Annotated in this window: 16 protein-coding genes; 6 read left to right on the top strand and 10 right to left on the bottom strand. The window is 54.2% G+C overall.

The genetic code is table 11. From position 1 onward, the window contains the following. Positions 1-19: 19 nt before the first annotated feature. The 5 genes from ACZ46I_RS00080 to ACZ46I_RS00100 all read right to left on the bottom strand — a co-directional run bounded on the left by ACZ46I_RS00080 (position 20) and on the right by ACZ46I_RS00100 (position 2,760). On the bottom strand, positions 20-685 hold the full coding sequence (locus ACZ46I_RS00080; RefSeq protein ID WP_464281860.1) for a redox-sensing transcriptional repressor Rex: 666 nt from the start codon (positions 683-685) through the stop codon (positions 20-22). A 95-nt stretch (positions 686-780) separates the two neighbouring features. After that, positions 781-1,032: an ATP synthase F0 subunit C gene (gene atpE / locus ACZ46I_RS00085; protein WP_041726484.1), complete on the bottom strand. Its 252-nt coding sequence runs from the start codon at positions 1,030-1,032 to the stop codon at positions 781-783. 150 nt (positions 1,033-1,182) lie between these two features. Then, entirely contained in the window at positions 1,183-1,854 is a 672-nt protein-coding gene (atpB, locus tag ACZ46I_RS00090) for a F0F1 ATP synthase subunit A (protein WP_013505388.1), read from the bottom strand. Beyond that, positions 1,854-2,261 carry an ATP synthase subunit I gene (locus tag ACZ46I_RS00095; protein WP_013505387.1) on the bottom strand — a complete coding sequence of 136 codons (408 nt, stop codon included), beginning with the start codon at positions 2,259-2,261 and terminating at the stop codon, positions 1,854-1,856. The genes atpB and ACZ46I_RS00095 overlap by 1 nt, the downstream gene beginning before the upstream one ends. After that, complete coding sequence (locus ACZ46I_RS00100; protein WP_226508705.1) at positions 2,227-2,760, bottom strand: AtpZ/AtpI family protein; 534 nt, start codon at positions 2,758-2,760, stop codon at positions 2,227-2,229. Before ACZ46I_RS00100 ends, ACZ46I_RS00095 begins: the two co-directional genes overlap by 35 nt. Positions 2,761-3,323: 563 nt before the next feature. Here ACZ46I_RS00100 and ACZ46I_RS00105 point away from each other — a divergent pair. The 5 genes from ACZ46I_RS00105 (at position 3,324) to ACZ46I_RS00125 (ending at position 8,374) form a co-directional block, all read left to right on the top strand. After that, positions 3,324-5,705 (top strand): molybdopterin oxidoreductase family protein, encoded by a 2,382-nt coding sequence (locus tag ACZ46I_RS00105; RefSeq protein ID WP_013505384.1) that lies wholly within the window; start codon positions 3,324-3,326, stop codon positions 5,703-5,705. 51 nt (positions 5,706-5,756) lie between these two features. After that, positions 5,757-6,029 carry a chaperone NapD gene (locus tag ACZ46I_RS00110; protein WP_464281043.1) on the top strand — a complete coding sequence of 91 codons (273 nt, stop codon included), beginning with the start codon at positions 5,757-5,759 and terminating at the stop codon, positions 6,027-6,029. Continuing rightward, the gene (locus tag ACZ46I_RS00115) at positions 6,029-6,793 is read left to right on the top strand and encodes a 4Fe-4S dicluster domain-containing protein (protein ID WP_464281044.1); all 765 of its coding nucleotides are present in this window, start codon (positions 6,029-6,031) and stop codon (positions 6,791-6,793) included. Before ACZ46I_RS00110 ends, ACZ46I_RS00115 begins: the two co-directional genes overlap by 1 nt. Positions 6,794-6,796: 3 nt before the next feature. Further along, positions 6,797-7,663: a 4Fe-4S binding protein gene (locus tag ACZ46I_RS00120; protein WP_013505381.1), complete on the top strand. Its 867-nt coding sequence runs from the start codon at positions 6,797-6,799 to the stop codon at positions 7,661-7,663. 375 nt (positions 7,664-8,038) lie between these two features. After that, the gene (locus tag ACZ46I_RS00125; protein WP_464281045.1) at positions 8,039-8,374 is read left to right on the top strand and encodes an ArsR/SmtB family transcription factor; all 336 of its coding nucleotides are present in this window, start codon (positions 8,039-8,041) and stop codon (positions 8,372-8,374) included. A gap of 18 nt (positions 8,375-8,392) precedes the next feature. On the opposite strand, the gene ACZ46I_RS00130 is transcribed toward ACZ46I_RS00125, so the two are convergent. The 5 genes from ACZ46I_RS00130 to groES all read right to left on the bottom strand — a co-directional run bounded on the left by ACZ46I_RS00130 (position 8,393) and on the right by groES (position 12,658). After that, complete coding sequence (locus ACZ46I_RS00130; protein WP_464281046.1) at positions 8,393-9,094, bottom strand: P-II family nitrogen regulator; 702 nt, start codon at positions 9,092-9,094, stop codon at positions 8,393-8,395. Next, entirely contained in the window at positions 9,091-9,825 is a 735-nt protein-coding gene (locus tag ACZ46I_RS00135; protein WP_013505378.1) for a DUF1538 domain-containing protein, read from the bottom strand. The genes ACZ46I_RS00130 and ACZ46I_RS00135 overlap by 4 nt, the downstream gene beginning before the upstream one ends. Beyond that, entirely contained in the window at positions 9,822-10,514 is a 693-nt protein-coding gene (locus ACZ46I_RS00140) for a DUF1538 domain-containing protein (RefSeq protein WP_226508697.1), read from the bottom strand. The genes ACZ46I_RS00135 and ACZ46I_RS00140 overlap by 4 nt, the downstream gene beginning before the upstream one ends. 153 nt (positions 10,515-10,667) lie before the next feature. Further along, positions 10,668-12,317 (bottom strand): chaperonin GroEL, encoded by a 1,650-nt coding sequence (gene groL, locus ACZ46I_RS00145; RefSeq protein ID WP_226508696.1) that lies wholly within the window; start codon positions 12,315-12,317, stop codon positions 10,668-10,670. Positions 12,318-12,367: 50 nt separating this feature from the next. Beyond that, positions 12,368-12,658, bottom strand: a complete 291-nt coding sequence (gene groES, locus ACZ46I_RS00150; protein ID WP_013505375.1) for a co-chaperone GroES — start codon at positions 12,656-12,658, stop codon at positions 12,368-12,370. Positions 12,659-12,891: 233 nt separating this feature from the next. Here groES and gyrB point away from each other — a divergent pair, with 233 nt between their 5' ends. Then, a complete protein-coding gene (gyrB, locus tag ACZ46I_RS00155; protein ID WP_464281047.1) occupies positions 12,892-15,291 on the top strand; it encodes a DNA topoisomerase (ATP-hydrolyzing) subunit B in 2,400 nt (799 codons plus the stop codon). Positions 15,292-15,313 lie beyond the last annotated feature (22 nt).

The following is a 15,313-nucleotide window of genomic DNA, read 5'->3' on the forward strand; positions in this document are numbered from 1 at the left end:
AGAAATTAACGGAGTATTTCTATTTCTTTGACAGGTAAAATGCAAGGGTTTCCAGCTCAATGGTAAAATCGACGTACTTGACTTTCACATTTTCGGGAACCTTGATGCGCATAGGTGTGAAATTCAGAATTCCCTGAATTCCATTGCTGGTAAGAAGGTTCGCCACATTCTGGGCCGAGTCGGGCGGAACGGCAATAATGCCTATTTGAATTTTCTGCTTTTTAAGCGCTTCCCCCAGCTGCTCCATGCAGGTCACTGGTTGAATTTCCGGGGGCAGCCCGGTCAGTTTGTTCTCATCACGGTCATAGGCCAGCCGCACGTGGAAACCGGACTTCCGAAAACCATTATAGGAGATCAGGGCGTGACCCAGATTACCGACGCCAATCAGGGCGACATTCCAGATATTTTTCAGCCCCATGATGTGCTCAATTTCGTGCTTGAGTTCGGAGACATAGTACCCAACGCCACGCACTCCCATTTCACCGAAATACGCAAGATCCTTGCGAATCTGGGCAGAGTTGTAGCCACACAGTGTCGAGAGCTCCCCACTGGAAATGACTTCCGTTGACTTTTTTTCCAGAGAATCAAGGACTCGAATATAGGTGGAGAGTCGTCTTATGGTGGCTTCGGGAATTTTCATTATGCTGCGGCCCTCCTGCTCTTGGTTAATGTATTCACAAATAATACAATGTTCGGGGAATTTTCAAAAGAAAAAAAGCGACAGTGTGAACACTGTCGCTGATGTTTCCCTGAACTGTACTAAAACGGTTAAATAAGAGATTAACCGAAAAATGCAGCTGAGTAAGGGTTGGCAAAGAGGAGAATAAGGGCGATAACCAGAGTATAGATCGCCAGAGACTCGATCATGGCCAGACCGATGATCATGGCAGTCATGATTTTACCGGAAGCATTGGGGTTGCGCGCAATACCTTCAGTCGCACCCTGAATGGCATTACCCATACCGATACCGGTACCCAGTGCACCAAGACCCATACCAATACCAGCGCCAATCATGATAGCCGTCAATACCATGGCGCTTCCACTTCCACCTTCACCGGCCAGGGCGGCAGAAGAGGCCATTGCTACGAAAGCAACGGTAAACAGAATTCGCTTCAGCATAAATAAAAGTCCTCCTTAAAAATAATCAATGATTTTATGATCAAAGCATAACAAACTGATTTGTCAGTGATGGGCATCTTCCATGGCACTGCCAATGTATATCATAGCCAGCAGACAGAAAACAACGGTCTGAATGACAGCTACCAGCACTCCAAGGCCCATGATAATCATGGGTATAAAAAAGGGCACCAGCATAAGCAAAACCAGCAGAACTTTTTCTTTACCCATCATGTTACCAAACAGACGAAGGCTCAGGCTGACGGGGCGGGTCAGATGACCGACAATTTCAATGGGGAACATAAGAGGGGCCATGGCGGGAATAGGGCCCGCAAAGTGCTTGATATAATTCCACGCGCCCTGGGTTTTCACTCCATAGTAGTGGGTAAGAACAAAGACGATAATGGCAAGCGAGGCAGTGGTATTCAGACCAGCCGTGGGGGGATGGAAGCCCGGCAGCAGGCCAACAATATTCGACGTGAATATATAGAAGGCAAAACCGGCTATCAGAGGAAGGAAATAGTCACCGCGCGCACCCATACTGGAACGCACAGCTCCTTGCAGCAGTTCAATAACCGTCTCAAAAACGTTCTGAATGCCACGGGGAACTTCCGCCATTTTTCTGGTAGCAAGCCAGGAAAGCCCAAGGACAATCACCATGACCGCCCATGTATATACGACGTCCTTGCTGAGCCAAGCGGGAAAAGCTTCACTGTGCAATAAGAGATATTCCTTCATTAACCATCTCCCCTAACCGTATTTTTCTCTCTATAGAAATACAATGCAGACCATGAAAGCAAAAAAGCGACACAGAAAGAGAGGCCAGCGAGCACCCATGCAATGGAAACCACCTTGGTAACAAGAACCACAACCAGGAAAATCCCCAACAGGGCGTACCGCAACAAAAAACCCCCGATCAGGCTGGCCTTCCCTTCGGCGGCGCCACACCCCTCATCGACAAACACCTTCTGCACCTGCAGCCGGATCTGTCGAAAAAAGAAGGTAAAGGTATAGGCTCCTATACCAAAACTCAGGGCCGCCTGCGGCGAATAAAAAAGAAGCGCACCAGCTGGCAGCGCACTGAGCCACAACCAGAGTTCCGCCTGCCCCTCAAGGGTCTTTGGGAGTTTCATTCTTGTGATCATCCATTCCGCCATAGCGCTTTGCCAGCACCCACATATTGCGAACTCCCGCGGCCACTCCATAAAGGACACCCGCGATTTTCCCCCAGGGATGCCAACCAAACCACAGGTCTGCCTGATACCCCAGAAAAACACAGAGCGCGAATGCCAGTATGAAGGAAATGCCAATGGAGCTGGCCTGGGCCATTTGCCTGGCGAATGCCCCCCGACCTGAACCCTGATGGTTTTTATTCATGACAAAACCACCTTTTGAGAGCCTGTCTTCTCCTTCACAAACATACGGCTTGTACCATAGCCGCAAAAAAACTGTCAACCCCATAATAGAGCCATTGAATACCACCACAGGCCCTTTCAGAGCACACACAGCACCCTTACCCCTGCTAAATGGCCAGCTTAAGAAGATACCTGTATACAGTATACAAAATTTCCCCAGCGCAATGAAGAAAAAAACGCGATGGGCCTTGTGAATAAATTCACCGATACCTTTTTTCTCGCCTGCCACATTTTCTCCCGCATCAGACATCAAGCGTCAAGGGTCCTTCCATCGCGAAAGCTTTCCCAGAGCCTCATGGGCGAGGGCAGGGCGTTTCGTCTTCAATTGGCATCAGAAATGCTCTACCAGGCTGTGAATGCATGCACATTCCCAAGCGCATGCACAGTTTCCAAGGAGGAGATAATGAGAAAGACTGTAGGACTGGCCTGTGCCCTTGTACTGCTCGCGGCAGGCATGGCATGGGCCCAAGGCACCCCTTCCAGGCACCCGGTCCCCATGAACAGCACGGACTGCATGAGCTGCCACGAGAAAACTTCACCAGCGGTGGTACAAGAATGGCAAACCAGCGCCCACGGAATGACGGGAGTCACCTGCGCCACCTGTCACGGTGACGAGGTGAATTTTCAATCCAGCCCACCTGTCCAGTCGTGCCGAGGCTGTCACCCGGCTGAGGTAGCAACCGCCCCGGAGCGTCGAAACTGCACATCATGCCACACCACTCACAGCTACAGGGCGCACCGCACCCACTACCTGCGCTGACGCTCACCAGGAAAATCTACAAGGAGTTCCCTATGTCACTGAAACGCAGAGATTTTCTCAAGATGTCCATGGCAGCCAGCGCGGTTGCCGCTTCAGGTGTATCTTTTTCATCATTGGCCCAGACCATGCAGGACGATGGCGTGGAAAAGTGGGTCAAGGGCGTGTGCCGATTCTGCGGCTACGGCTGCGGCGTCTATGTGGGCGTCAAAGGAGAGAAGGTTGTCTCCATCAAGGGCAACCCCGATGCCCAGACCAACTTCGGCTTCCTGTGCGTCAAGGGCTTCCTGGCCTACAAGTCCATGTATCATCCAGACCGCCTGACCCATCCCCTGATACGCCAGAGTGATGGCAACTTCAAGCGCGCCTCCTGGAATGAGGCCCTCGACCTGATCGCCAGCAAGTTCAAATATTTCCACGAAAAGCATGGTAAGGATTCCGTGGCCTACTACGGCTCGGGCCAGTGCACCACAGAGGAGACCTACTCTTTCAATAAGCTCTGGAAAGCCGGTTTCCGCAGTAACATGGTAGAAGGAAACCCCCGCCTGTGCATGGCCAGCGCCGTTGGTGGCTATATCAGTACCTATGGAGCTGATGAGCCCGCCGGAGCCTATGCCGACTTTGAAAAGTCCAAGTGCCTGTTCATTGTTGGCTCCAACATGAGCGAGTGCCATCCCGTGGGATTTCGTCGCATCATGCGCCACAAGCGCAATAACCCTGATGTGAAAATCATTGTCTGCGAGCCGCGTAAGACCTCAACAGCCAGCATTGCCGATCTGTGGCTTCCCGTTGATCCAGGCACAGACCTGGCCGTTTTCCACAGCATGGCCCACGAGATCATCAAGAACAACTGGATTGACCAGGGCTTCGTGGAGCGCCACACTCGCATTACCGATGGCAGCAAGGCCCTGACCCTAGAAGAGTATGGCAAGTTCCTGGAGCAGTTCAATCCAGAAGCGGTGGAGAAAATAACCCGCTGCCCTGCCGAAAATATCCGCCAGGCCGCCCAGTGGTTTGCCACCAGTGGTGCCTCCATGTCCGTCTGGTGCATGGGCCTGAACCAGCGCACCCGTGGCGTGTGGGCCAACAACCTGATCCACAACCTGCACCTGCTGACGGGCAATATAGGCAAGCCGGGAGCGGATCCTTTCTCCATGACCGGTCAGCCCAATGCCTGTGGTGGTGTGCGCGAAGCTGGTGCCCTTTCCCACTTGCTGCCCGGCACCAAGCCAGTGGCTAACGACGCCTGGCGTGCCCATGTGGAGAAAATGTGGAAGGTCCCCCCTGGCACTATCGATCCCAAACCCGGCTTCCCCACCATGAAGATGTTTGAAAGCCTGGGCGCAGAAAACGACCCGAACAAGCCCATTAAAGCCATGCTGGTCTGTACCACCAACCCTGCCCAGAGTCTGCCCAACCTCAACAAATACCTGAAGGGCATGGATGACGCCTTCCTGGTGGTGCTGGATATTTTCCCCACCCGCACCACCCAGTTTGCCGATGTCATCCTGCCAGCGGCCTTCCTGTACGAGAAGGGCGGCGTCTATGGTTGCTCCGAACGCCGCAGCCAGTTCACGGAGAAAGCGGTCAACCCTCCCGGAGAGGCCAGGGCCGATCTGTGGATCGTGGCCCAGCTGGCCAAACGCATGGGCCACGAGAAGCTGCTTCCCTGGAATGAGGCAGACACCATGAAAGCTGGCGAAAAGGCCTGGAATGACTATGTACAGATAACCAAGGACACCGGCCACACCCTCCTGGGCGCCACCTACCAGCGGCTGCGTGAGTCGAAGACCGGCCTGCAGTGGCCTGTACCCAGCATCGATCACCCCGGCACCTACAAGCGCTACGTCAAGGGCATGGATCCCCACATGGAGCGTTTGCAGAAAGCAGGGACCATCCCGTCTGAAGCCACCGTCTACTTTTATGAGGACGCTCGCAAGGAAGGCAAGGCCAACATCTTTGTGCGCCCCTATCAGGAGGCGGCGGAAATGCCTGATCGCGAATATCCCTTCTTCTTCACCACCGGTCGAACGGTGGAGCAGTGGCACACCGGAACCATGACCATGCGTATTCCGGAAATTGCCCGCTCCCATCCCAACGACTATCTGGAAATCCACCCTGACGATGCGCGTCGCAACCGCATTGCCATGGGCGACATGGTAAAGGTGGTCAGCCGTCGCGGCGAGGTGACCCTGCCCGCCAGGATTACCGACGGAACCATGCCCGGCGTGCTTTTTACCCATATGCACGACCAGGCAATCAGCCGTATGTGCAACTTTGTGTGCAACGACGCCGTGGACCCCGGATCAGCTGAACCCGAGTACAAAATCGCTGCCGTAAAAATTCAGCGCGTCAGCGGCCCCCAGGATGTGGCTGACGGCTACATCATCCGCGACGTGAACAGCCGGTTCATGTAACCCTTTTCCCGCCCCCCGGCTGGGGGGGCGGGATTTTCCCCGGAGGACGCAATGGTACTTTCCGCATGCATTATCAGCCTGAAAAATCCCTTTAATGAACAGATTGCAAACGCCCTCTGCCAGTCGGGACGCGTGGAGATCCACGGTGTGTCCGACGACAGGCTCCAGCTGGTAGCCATATTCGAGGCCCAGGACAGCAAGGACATCGAGCGCCTGCACGAAGAGATCAGTAAACAAGAAGGCGTTCTCGACGTGGCCCACCACGCCTTTCACTTTGAAGATGACGTGGAAGCACTCTGCAGCGCGAATCAACAGGCCATCTAATGAGTGGACTGGTTCAGTGGCTGCGCTCTGCGCTCAACGAAAACCCCTTTAAGGATGACTTCGCTGCCGATCGCATGCGCCCGCCGGGTGCCGTGGAAGAGGAGCGTTTCATGGAGCTGTGTATTCGCTGTGCCCGCTGTATCGAGGTCTGCCCCTACTCCTCCATCCAGCGCTCCAGCTACTATGATCGCCTGCAGATCGGCACTCCCTATGTGTACGCCCAGCAGCGTGGCTGCTACCTGTGCATGCTCTGCCCACCAGTCTGCCCAACGGGGGCGCTGGACCCCCACGTCATCAGGCCCCTGCAGGTGCGCATGGGAATTGCCCGCATCAACGAAAAGACCTGCCTGAACTATATCTATGAGCAGGATGAGCTGCAGGGCGTTTCCCGCGATGGCAGCGCCATGATCTGCAACGTCTGCTTCAACGTCTGTCCCCTGCGCGACACAGCCATTATCCTTAAGAATGGCCTCCTGCCCGTCATTACCGATGAATGCGTTGGCTGCGGGGCCTGCGTGGAGAAATGCCCCACCAGGCCAAAATCCATGCAGATCATCACAGAGGGCATGGTGGACGATCTGCGCAGCGGCATGTACCACCTGCGCAGCCGCCGTACCAGCCCGGACACATCCCATGGTCCAGCGGACGGCATCTACCATCGGGAAGAGTTGCTGCAACGCAAACAGGAGCTTTCACCTCAAGGGCAGAAGCCCACCTTTGAATATAACTTTCAGGTTCAGGAATCCGTCGAGGGGTGGGAATAAGACATGAGATTTCACTATCGGCCAGCACTGCCCGACTGGTCCAATATTACCACCTGGAGAAGGCTGGTGCAGTTTTCCGTGGTCTTCTTCATCTTTTTGATCCCCTTTCTGAACACCCTCAAAATCCACTTTGCCAAGGGCACCTTCTACTCACTGGATATCGGGGAGCTGGCTATGGCTGATCCCATTGCCATCTTCCAGGTCATGCTGGCATCCACCAGCATTTCAGCTGCCATGCTGGCCTCCCTGGCCATTCCTCTGCTGCTCATGGTAATCCTCGGCAGGGTCTGGTGCAGCTGGGCCTGCCCCTACTACCTCATCAGCGATGGCATTGCTGCCCTGAGAAGAAAACTGGGCCTTCCAGAGCACAACGCTTCAACCATGTGCCCATCCCGGCGCGCCAATGCATTTCGTTTTGGCTTCCTGCTGGCGGGAATGGTCTTAGTAGGAGTCGCCGGGGTACCGGTGCTGAATCTGATTCTCCCTCCGGGGATTCTTTCCTCCCAGGCACTGGTGCTGGTGAAGTTCGGCTATATAACCTTTGAAATGGCGCTGATTTTCGCCCTGATCATGATTGAACTGCTGCGGCCACGCTTCTGGTGCCGCCTTTTCTGCCCCACGGGAACCTGTCTAAGCGCCTTTAAAACCCAGCGCGGAATACACATTACCCTGGATCCGACCCAGTGCACGCAATGTGGACAGTGCCAGAGTGCCTGCCCCATGGGGCTGGACCCCCGTCGCCAGGGCCACGATCCCTTGTGTCATAACTGTGGTGAGTGCATTGATGTGTGCAGACAAAGCTCTGGCAAAAGCTGCGCCCTGTTCTTTTCCATGGGAACCCAGGGCAGACGCACAAGTTCTGGAAACTAAGGACTGAAGTTTCGCACCCCCGAAACGACAGGTTGTCGGCGTCGACACTGATACCATATTGGAATGGCAGAAGGCGTACTTCCTGTACGTCGCAGTGACGAGCGATGCCCGGCAACGCAGCAGATGGGCCTCTTTGAGCAGCCTGCTGCCGGATCTCCAGGACAGGCGAGCAGGCGATCCGGAAAAACGGGCGTTCGGGGGCGCGTTTTTGTGTCCTTTTTGCGCGGTCAGAAAAGACAATATCTGGAGACGAAAAATGGAATACCAGATAAGTCAAGCATTCAGAATCAATACGGTTTCCGCGCGATAAACGCCTGGATAACAACACCTTAACCCAAGACAACAAGGTACGAAAGTTGAGTAAGGAGGAGAAATATGGAGGAGTATCGAGGACAGTATACTTTAATTGGTGAAGTGGCAAAGGCACTTGCACACCCAACACGACTGTTTATCCTGGAGCTCATTGCCAGAAAAAGGGTGTGCGTACAGGATATAGTGGATATGACGTCCTATGACCAGTCAACCATTTCCCGCCACCTCGGCATCCTGGCTTCTACTGGCATTGTCACCGCTCAGAGGTGTGGTCACAGAATTTACTATCGCGTAAAGCATCCTTGCATCATGAATTTTTTCACCTGCGCGCGGGTTTTCCTTGACGAAGAACACGCCGATAAGCTCACTGAGCTTCGCCGTCAGAGCGAGTCAGCGTGACGTTCGCTCTGCTGGGCATTATTCGGAACCATTACACTCAGGAGCACTCCGGGTGGCGGCATAGCTTTTGATGCCCATGGTCTGCTCCACAGGCAACACAAAGGAGATTCCCCTGCCAGGTTCGTTGATGGCCACATCTTCCTGAATGGCACTCAGCACATCCTGCACCCTGGCCCGTTCAATCAGGGTCAACACCAGCTCCTTTTCCGGTTCTATGGCAATGGAGAAGAGCTTCGCCTGCTCATGAATTCCCGTTCCACGTCCATAAATGATTGTCCCACCCTGAGCTCCTGCCCGCTTGGTGGCATCCACGACGATTTCTGCATTGCCCTTGTTGACCACAGTCACAATGAGCTCGTATCCGGTATTACTCATACATCCTCCCGCACTGCAACTCAACTCACAAGCCTCTGCCAGGTGAGCAATGCCCATGACCTGGCAAACATCAATCACAAAGGCAATCCCATTTCCGGTCTTATCCAGCTCAGCCGACCGGGCAATGGCCTCCAGGGCCCCGTTCATCACTTCTTTTGAAATCAGGGTCAGGATAATCTCCTTTTCCGGCTCAATACAAAAACCCAAAAAATTCTTCTGGGCCAGACCCGTGCCCTTGCCGGGGATGGTGGTCCCACCTTCGGCACCCGCCTGTTTAGAGGCTTTGATGACCTTCTGCGACAGGCCCTTCTTGACAATAGTTACCAGGAGTTTATGGTTAATCATGCCTTGTCTCCTTGCCTTTCACTGCGACGATACAGCAGTCCCAGTGTGAGAACGGAAAGAATGGGGGCCAGGGCCACCAGGGTAATCATGCCAAAGCCATCCAGCAGGGGATCGCGCCCCTCCATCACCGTGGCCGCTCCCACGGACATGGCCATAATAAAGGTAACGGTCATGGGGCCCGTGGCTACGCCACCAGAGTCGAAGGCCACCGCCGTAAATGTCTTGGTGGAATAGCGAATCATCAGCAGAGCCAGCAGGTAGCCGGGAATAATGATGTACCACAGGGGAATACCCAGCAGCATGCGGGCCATGGAAAGGGCAATGGAGAGTGCCACACCAATGGAAAGGGTATAGAGCATGACCTTGCGGGGAATGTAGCCACTGGAGACCTTTTCCACCTCAATGTTGAGAATGCGCACGGCCGGCTCGGCAAAGGTGGCCACAAACCCCAGCACAAACCCGATGGGAATCAGTACCCAGTTATGCCTGAAGGCTCCCATGATGGCGCCCATATACTCTCCGGTAGGCAGAAAGCCGATGTGTACCCCCTGGAGGAACAGGGCAAGGCCGATAAAGGTCAATATCATGCCCTTGAAGATATCCACCAGCCGGCGCATGGGCAGTTTCAGGAAAAAAAACTGAAAGATCATGAACAGAACCAGCAGGGGAATAAGGGCAAAGGCGACTTCGGTCAGTACGTGGGAAAACCCGGCGAAGATCTGAATATTCATGTGAAGAATACCCCCAGCAGCATGACCGCCAGGATGGGGCCAATGGATGCCAGGGCCACCAGGCCAAATCCGTCGCTGGAGGCGGTTTTCCCCCGCAGTACCGATGCCACGCCAACGCCCAGAGCCAGAATAAAGGGCACCGTCATGGGGCCGGTGGTAACTCCCCCGGCATCAAAGGAAATGGGGATAAAGTGGGCCGGAGTAAACGACGCCAACAGGAATACGGCTCCGTAGCCTCCGACGAGCAGATAGGTTATGGGAATATTCAGGATAATGCGCAGCATGGCCAGGCCGACAAAAAAGGCTACCCCAAGGGCCACGGTATAGATCAGCAGATTCTTGCCAATCTGACCGTCCGAGACTATGTCCACCTGGATAGCCAGCACGCGTACATCAGGCTCCGCCACGGTCACCACAAACCCCAGAATAAAGCCGAAGATTATCACCAGACTGGCCTTACCGGTGCGGGGCAGGGCCGAGCCAATCATCTCCCCGACAGGCAGCAGACCCACCTGGACACCCACCAGAAAGAACATGAGCCCCAGGGTCACCATGACCAGCCCCGCCAGAAACTGCAGGAAGGTTTCCATGGGAAGCCAGATGATGGTGAACTGCATCAGGATAACCACGCAGGCAATGGGCAGCACCGCAAAAATAACTTCGTGGATGGTTTCCTTGATATCATGCATGGGGCGACCCTTCCCGTGAAAAATGCCTGTTTCAGAAATGGCTGCCAGCTTAGCAGAATTGCCCCTGCTGTACAATGGCAGGGACGCAAAAAGGCCAGCCGGAGCACTCCGGCTGGCCTTTACCAATTATGAGTCAGGGGCAGACAAAGGGGATTACATCATCCCCATGCCGTCCATACCACCCATTCCGCCCATTCCACCAGGCATACCGGCTTCCTTCTTCTCGGGGATGTCGGAGATGCAGGCTTCAGTGGTCAGCATCAGAGCAGCGATGGAGGCCGCGTTCTGGATGGCGGTGCGTCCAACCTTCGTGGGGTCGATAATACCAGCTTCAATCATATCCACGTAGATCTCTTTGCGGGCATCGAAACCGTAGTTCAGGTTGCCCTGCTCAAGAATCTTGTTGATGATGATGGAGCCTTCAAGACCAGCATTGCTGCAGATCTGACGGATGGGCTCTTCCAGGGCGCGCACGATAATTCTGGCGCCAACCTTTTCATCGCCCTCCAGGCCATCAAGAACCTTCTCAACAGCGGGAACGCTGCGCAGCAGGGCAACGCCGCCGCCAGGCACGATGCCTTCTTCAACGGCCGCGCGTGTTGCGTTCAGGGCATCCTCAACACGGGCCTTTTTCTCTTTCATTTCAGTTTCCGTGGCAGCGCCCACCTGGATAACCGCTACGCCTCCTGCCAGCTTGGCAAGACGTTCCTGCAGTTTCTCCTTATCGTACTCGGAGGTCGTCTCCTCGATCTGCCTTTTGATCGTGGCAATGCGGCCTTTGATATCATCAGCTTTGCCAACGCCATCAACGATAGTGGTATTTTCTTTGTCAACCTTGGCGGACTTGGCCTGACCAAGCGTATCAAGAGTAACATTCTCCAGCTTGTGGCCAAGCTCTTCGGAGACCACTTCGCCACCAGTCAGGATCGCGATATCTTCCAGCATGGCCTTACGGCGATCACCAAAGCCAGGAGCCTTGACAGCGCACACGTTGAGCACGCCGCGCAGGCGGTTGACCACCAGGGTGGCCAGTGCTTCACCGTCAATATCTTCGGCGATGATCAGCAGGGGCTTGCCGGTTTTGGCAATCTGCTCAAGCACGGGCAGAAGATCGCGCATGCTGGAGATTTTTTTGTCGTAGAGGAGGATAAAGGGATTTTCCAGCTGTGCCACCATCTTTTCGGAGTCCGTGACAAAGTAGGGGGAGAGGTAGCCGCGGTCAAACTGCATGCCTTCAACCGTCTCCAGGGTAGTTTCCATGGACTTGGCTTCCTCGATGGTAATGACACCATCCTTGCCGACTTTCTCCATGGCCTCAGCCAGGATCTCGCCAATGGTCTCATCACTGTTGGCAGAGATGGTTCCCACCTGAGCAATCTCTTTTTTGCTGTTGATTTCCTTGCTGATGTCCTTCAGGTTTTTCACCACCGCGTCAACAGCGGCATCTATACCCTTTTTCAGCTCCATGGGGTTGGCGCCGGCGATGACGTTCTTGATACCTTCGCGGTAGATGGCCTGGGCCAGAATGGTGGCAGTGGTCGTTCCGTCACCAGCGATGTCGGAAGTTTTCGAGGAAACTTCCTTGACCATCTGAGCACCCATGTTTTCAAAAGGGTCCTGAAGTTCAATCTCCTTGGCAACGGTCACGCCATCCTTGGTGATCAGAGGGGCACCGAACTTCTTCTCGATAACAACATTGCGACCTTTGGGGCCGAGGGTTACCTTTACGGTATCCGCCAGGGCATCAACACCCTGAAGTATGGTCTTACGGGCTTTTTCGCCAAAAATAATCTGCTTAGCCATAAATAATCACCTCAAAATAGAATGGAGTGTACGAAGAATGTGATGGCTGATCAGCCTTCAATAACGCCCAGGATATCGTCTTCACGCATGATGATGTACTCCTGGCCGTCGATTTTCACTTCGGTGCCGGCGTACTTGCTGAAGAGCACCTTGTCACCAGCTTTTACCGTAGGAACAATGGTATTGCCATTATCAAGTGCCTTGCCGGGGCCAACTGCCATGACATTGCCTTCCATGGGCTTCTCTTTGGCCGTATCGGGAATGATGATTCCGCTGGCAGTCTTCTCTTCTGCTTCGATGCGCTTGACGATGATTCGGTCTTGCAATGGACGAATATTCATTCGTATGCCTCCTGAATGAAGATATGATAATGAGTTCCGATTATCGGCACTCAACCACGGCGAGTGCCAGCACTGATATAATAAAATCCAGGGGCAAATGCAAGGGAAAAATTGCCGACCCCACGCACCGCAACTCCCTTTAACAGGGGAGAGACATCTTCGCTGGCAAAAAACACAGGACTGCTATATGATAGAGTGTTCACAAAAAAGATTTACACAGAAGAGGTATCTGGATGACCCAGCAGGCATACGGCGCCGACAGCATCAAAGTTCTCGAAGGTCTGGAGGCCGTTCGCAAGCGTCCCGGGATGTACATCGGCTCAACGGGAATAACGGGCTTGCACCACCTGGTCTACGAAGTCGTTGACAACTCCATTGATGAAGCTCTGGCAGGACACTGCGATACCGTCGAAGTGGTAATCCACACCGATAACAGCATAACGGTAACGGATAACGGGCGGGGCATTCCCACTGAGTTCCACAAGGAGCAGAACCGCTCAGCAGCAGAGGTGGTCCTCACGGTTCTGCATGCCGGCGGAAAGTTCGACAGCTCCTCCTATAAGGTTTCCGGTGGCCTGCACGGCGTTGGTATCTCCGTCGTCAACGCCCTCTCCGAAGAACTGGAGCTGGAAATCAAGCGTGATGGAAAAATTCACCGCCAATCCTACCGTCGCGGTTTCCCTCAGCAGCCCCTTGAAGTGGTCGGCGAAACGCGCAGTACAGGCACGAAGATTCGCTTCCTTCCCGATTCTCAGATTTTTGAAACCACTGAATTCAGCTATGAAATACTTTCCAACCGATTACGCGAGCAGGCCTTCCTCAACGCCGGCGTGACCATCATCATCACCGATGAGCGCGTGGAAAAGACCAACACGTTCCTGTATGAAGGCGGACTGCGTTCGTTCGTCACCTTCCTCAACAAGAACAAGCAGACGCTGCACCCCGAACCGGTGCACGTGGCCGGCGAGAAGAACGACATCATTGTGGAAATCGCCCTGCAATACAACGATACCTACGCGGAAACCCTCTTCACCTACGCCAACAACATCAACACGGTAGACGGTGGAACGCACCTGGTGGGGTTCAAGTCGGCACTGACCCGCTGCATCAACACCTATGTCAGCACCGCCAAGATAAAGGGCAGCGAAAAGATCACCCTCTCTGGCGACGACATCCGCGAAGGGCTCACAGCCGTTATCAGCGTCAAGATCCCCGACCCTCAATTTGAAGGGCAGACCAAGGGTAAACTGGGAACCACCGAGGCCAAGAGCGTGGTGGAATCCATTTTCGGGGAAAAATTTGCCGCCTATCTTGAGGAAAACCCCGATGTGGCCAAACAGATTCTCAACAAGGCCATCAACGCAGCCCGCGCCCGCGAAGCAGCCCGCAAGGCTCGCGAACTGACCCGCCGCAAAGGCGTACTGGAAGGAAACTCTCTGCCAGGCAAACTGGCGGACTGCTCGGAAAAAGACCCTGCCAAAAGTGAGCTCTACATAGTGGAAGGTGACTCGGCGGGCGGTTCCGCCAAACAGGGACGCGATCGCCGCAACCAGGCCATCCTCCCCCTGAAGGGAAAAATCCTGAACGTGGAAAAGGCCCGCTTCGATAAAATGCTGACTTCCGAGGAGATCAAGATTCTGATCACCGCACTGGGAACGGGCATTGGCCAGAATGACTTTGACATCAACAAAATCCGCTACCACAAGATCATCATCATGACGGACGCCGACGTCGACGGTGCCCACATCATGACCCTGCTGCTGACCTTCTTCTTCCGCCAGATGCGTGAAATCATCGAACGGGGCTACCTCTACATCGCGCAGCCACCCCTCTTCAAGATCCAGAAGGGCAAGAAGGAAATGTATGTCAAGACCGAAAAGCAGCTGCAGGACTACCTGATCGACCTTGGGCTCGACAACGTCGAACTCAAAGACGAAGAAGGCAAGACGATCACCGCCGAACAGTGCAAGGAATATATCCGCCGGATCGTGGAAGCGGAGCGCCTGCTGCACCTTTACCAGAAAAAAGGATTTGACATCTTCTTTATTAAAGAGCTGGCCAAAAACGCGGTAGCCGTGGAGACAGAGCTGCGCAACGAGCAGTCGGCCCGCGATATCGTGGAGCGCTGCGTCAGCCGCTACGGCCATCGTCCTGAACAGTTCAGCGTGGATTTCAACGAGGATACCTCGTCCTACGACATCACCTTTACCCGGGAAGAGTACAGCTACCGCACCACCATGACCATCAACAACAAAATAGCCTCCAGCGTGGAACTGCGCAAACTGCGTGACATCTACCAGTACCTGCGCCAGTCCATGGGACGCAGCCCCTTTCTGGTCAAGGATGGCGATCGCTCCGTTGAACTCGGTTCCTACCTCAAGTTCAAGAACTATGTGGTGGAACGCGGCAAGAAGGGCGTTGGTATTCAACGTTACAAAGGTCTCGGTGAAATGAACGCCGACCAGCTGTGGGACACGACCATGTGTCCCGATAACCGTTCACTCCTGCAGGTCAGCATCGATGACCTGGTGGAAGCTGACGGTGCCTTCACGATCCTCATGGGTGACAATGTTGAACCCCGCCGCGAGTTTATCTACGATAACGCTCTGAATGTGCGCAATCTGGATATCTGAACTTCCTTTCCGCAACAACCAG

Source organism: Desulfurispirillum alkaliphilum (assembly GCF_055378285.1).